The 2,934-nt window shown below is 72.3% G+C and carries 3 protein-coding genes and 1 pseudogene; all 4 read right to left on the bottom strand.

The window, feature by feature from the left end; genetic code table 11:
* Positions 1 to 474: amino acid ABC transporter ATP-binding protein (locus ABT300_RS42770; RefSeq protein WP_351688213.1), on the bottom strand; the 474-nt coding region annotated here is incomplete at its 3' end.
* Between the two features lie 68 nt (positions 475 to 542).
* Positions 543 to 1,589: an amino acid ABC transporter permease gene (locus tag ABT300_RS42765; protein ID WP_351688210.1), complete on the bottom strand. Its 1,047-nt coding sequence runs from the start codon at positions 1,587 to 1,589 to the stop codon at positions 543 to 545.
* 14 nt (positions 1,590 to 1,603) lie between these two features.
* Positions 1,604 to 2,209: a GNAT family N-acetyltransferase gene (locus ABT300_RS42760; protein WP_351688207.1), complete on the bottom strand. Its 606-nt coding sequence runs from the start codon at positions 2,207 to 2,209 to the stop codon at positions 1,604 to 1,606.
* A pseudogene (locus ABT300_RS42755) lies at positions 2,206 to 2,934 on the bottom strand (LLM class flavin-dependent oxidoreductase); the annotation flags it as partial. The gene ABT300_RS42760 and the pseudogene ABT300_RS42755, both read right to left, overlap by 4 nt.

The raw sequence follows: 2,934 nt of genomic DNA, 5'->3' as shown, positions 1-2,934 counted from the left end.
GGCGATGGCCACGCGCTGCTGCTGGCCGCCCGACAGTTGGCGCGGATAGGCGTCCGTCCGGTCGGCGAGTCCGACGCGGGCGAGCAGCAGGCGTGCGGTCTCCTCGGCTTGCCTGCGGGGGCGGCGCAGCGCGGAGACGGGGGCCTCGGTGACGTTGTCCAGCACGGTCAGGTGCGGGAACAGGTTGAAGTTCTGGAAGACGAACCCGATGTGGGTGCGCTGCTTCAGGACGTCCTTCTCCTTGAGTTCGTGCAGCCTGTCGCCGGAGCGGCGGTAGCCGACGAGCTCTCCGTCGATGCCGATCCAGCCGCGGTCGACCTTCTCCAGGTGGTTGATGGCCCGCAGCAGCGTGGACTTGCCGGAGCCGGAGGGGCCGAGGATGACGGTGACCTCTCCGGCGCGCACCTGGAGGTCGACGCCGCGCAGCACGTCCAGTGGGCCGAAGCTCTTGTGGACGCCGCGGACGTCCACCATCACACCGGTGTCGGGCGTGGTGCCGCCGACGGCCGCCGTCAACTCGTCCGCGTCCGCCGTCGCTTCGGTCATCGGGGGTCTCCCAGGGGGTTGAGGGTGGTGACGGGCCGGTCGCGCCGGGCGGCGGCGGCGCGCAGGGCGCGCGTGAAGCGCCGGGCCCGCTGCACGGGCGTGGGCGGCGGGGTGCGGTCGGCGCCGCGGGCGTAGTGCCGTTCGACGTAGTACTGGGCGACCGACAGCAAGGAGGTGAGGATCACGTACCAGGCGGTGGCGACCAGCAGCAGCGGGATCACCCGGCCCGTGCGGCCGTAGATCACCTGCACCTGGTAGAACAGCTCGCCGATGGACATCACGTACACCACCGAGGTGCCTTTGAGCAGGCCGATGATCTCGTTGCCGGCGGTGGGCAGGATGGCCCGCATGGCCTGCGGCAGCACGATCCGGCGGATCTGCCGCAGCCGGGGTATGCCCAGCGCCGCGGCGGCCTCCAGCTGGCCGTGGTCGACGGCGATGACGCCGCCGCGCACGATCTCGGCCGCGTAGGCGGCCTGGTGCAGGGTCAGTCCGATGACGGCGGCGCCGAGGGTGCCGATGAGACTGTTGGTGTCGACCGACCACAGGACCGGTCCGAAGGGGACGCCGAGGCCCAACTCCTTGTACAGGGCGCTCAGGTTGAACCAGAACACCAGCTGCACGATCATCGGGATGGAGCGGAAGATCCAGATGTAGGTCCAGGCGACGGTCTGCAGCACGGGGCTCCGCGACAGCCGCATGAAGGCGAGGACGGCGCCGAGGAGAAAGCCCAGCACCGTGGCGTAGGCGGTGAGCTGGAGCGTCACCCATACGGCCTGCACGATCGTCTCGGACAGGAAGTAGTCGCCGAAGACGTTCCATTCCCACACCGGGTTGGTCGCCAGGCCGTGCAGGAACTGGGCGAGCAGCACGGTCACGGCGACGGCCGCCGCCCAGCGGGCGTAGTGTCGGGCGGGGACGACCGTGAGCGAGGCCGGGTCGTCCTCGGGGAGGGATGCTCCGGGGCCGGGTCCGGGTCGGGGTCCGGGCGCGGGGGTGACGGCGCCGGGCGGCGCGGCGGCGGACTGGGCGATGAGTCCCATCGTGGTGTCCCTGCTCAACTCTCGGGGGTGCTCGGGTGGGTTGATCGGTGACGCGTGGATCGCGGAGGCACTGGTCCCCCGTGTCCGGGGGATCCGGTCGCTCGTCGGTGCGTCCCGGCCGGCAGGTGCTTCTCGAAGGGCAGGGGGCCGATCGTCTCCGGGTCGGCCTCGGTGTCGAAGAGGGGCGTGTAACCGGCCGTCAGGTAGAGGGCGCGGGCCTCGGGCTGACGGGGGCCGGTGGTCAGGTGGATCCGCCGGTAACCGTGGGCGGCCGCCTCGCGCTCCAGCTCGGCGACGACGCGTCGGGCCAGACCGCGCCGTCGGTGCGCGGAGTGGGTCCAGATGCGCTTCAGCTCGGCCGTCGTCGGGTCGTAGCGGCGGAACGCGCCGCCCGCGACCGGCTCGCCCTGTTCGAGGAGCAGGAGCAGGATCCCGCCGTGGACGGGGGTGAACTCCTCGTCGGGGTAGCGGGCGAGTTCGGCGTGCGCGTCCCTGCCGTAGCGCGCGGAGTACTCGTCGCCGAGCTCGCGCAGCAGCGGTTCCACGCGAGGGTCGGACACGGTCACGCGCACGACCGCCGGCTCGTCGGACGTCGGCGGGGGCGGTGCCAGGAAGGTCATCGCTCCACCGCCGCGAGGGTCTGCGGGCCGCGCCGGGCGCGCTCGGCGTCGCGCTTGGCGACCTCCTCGCGGACGATCGGGATCACGTGCCGTCCGAAGTCGATCGCGTCGCCCAGAAGGTCGTAGCCGCGCGCGGAGAGGATGTCGACGCCGAGGTCGTAGTAGTCGAGCAGCGCCCGGGCGACCGTCTACGGGGTGCCGACGAGGGCGTTGGAGTTGCCCGCGCCCCCGGTGGCGGCGGCTGTCGGGGTCCACAGGGCGCGGTCGTAGCGCTCGCCGGCCTCGGCGATGGAGAGCAGCCGCTGCGAGCCGGTGTTCTGCGGCTGCGCCTGCCCGTTGTGGTGCCGGGTGACCGGCTCGCCGTTGCCACGACGGGCCTTGATCGCGCCGACCGTGCGGTGGGCCTTCTCCCAGGCGAGCTCCTCGGTCGGGGCGATGATCGGACGGAACGCCACCTGGATGCGCGGCACGTCGGTGCGGCCCGCGGCCTTCGCGGCGGCCTTCACGCTCTCGATCTGCTCGGCGGTCTTCGCCAGGGGCTCGCCCCACAGGCAGTAGACGTCGGCCTCGGCGCCGCCGGACCGGTACGCGGCGGCCGAGGAACCGCCGAACGAGACTCCCGGGCGGGGTTGTCGGACCGGGAAGACGTCGCTGACGAAGTCGCGGAACCGGTAGTGCTCGCCCTCGTGGTCGAAGGGCTCGCGGGTGGTCCAGATCTTCTTGAC

Origin of the sequence: Streptomyces sp. NPDC001027, assembly GCF_040299045.1 — a bacterium.
GTDB lineage: Bacteria > Actinomycetota > Actinomycetes > Streptomycetales > Streptomycetaceae > Streptomyces.
The sequence above is the reverse complement of the archived record's forward strand: the minus strand, read 5'-3'. Positions and strand labels throughout refer to the sequence as shown.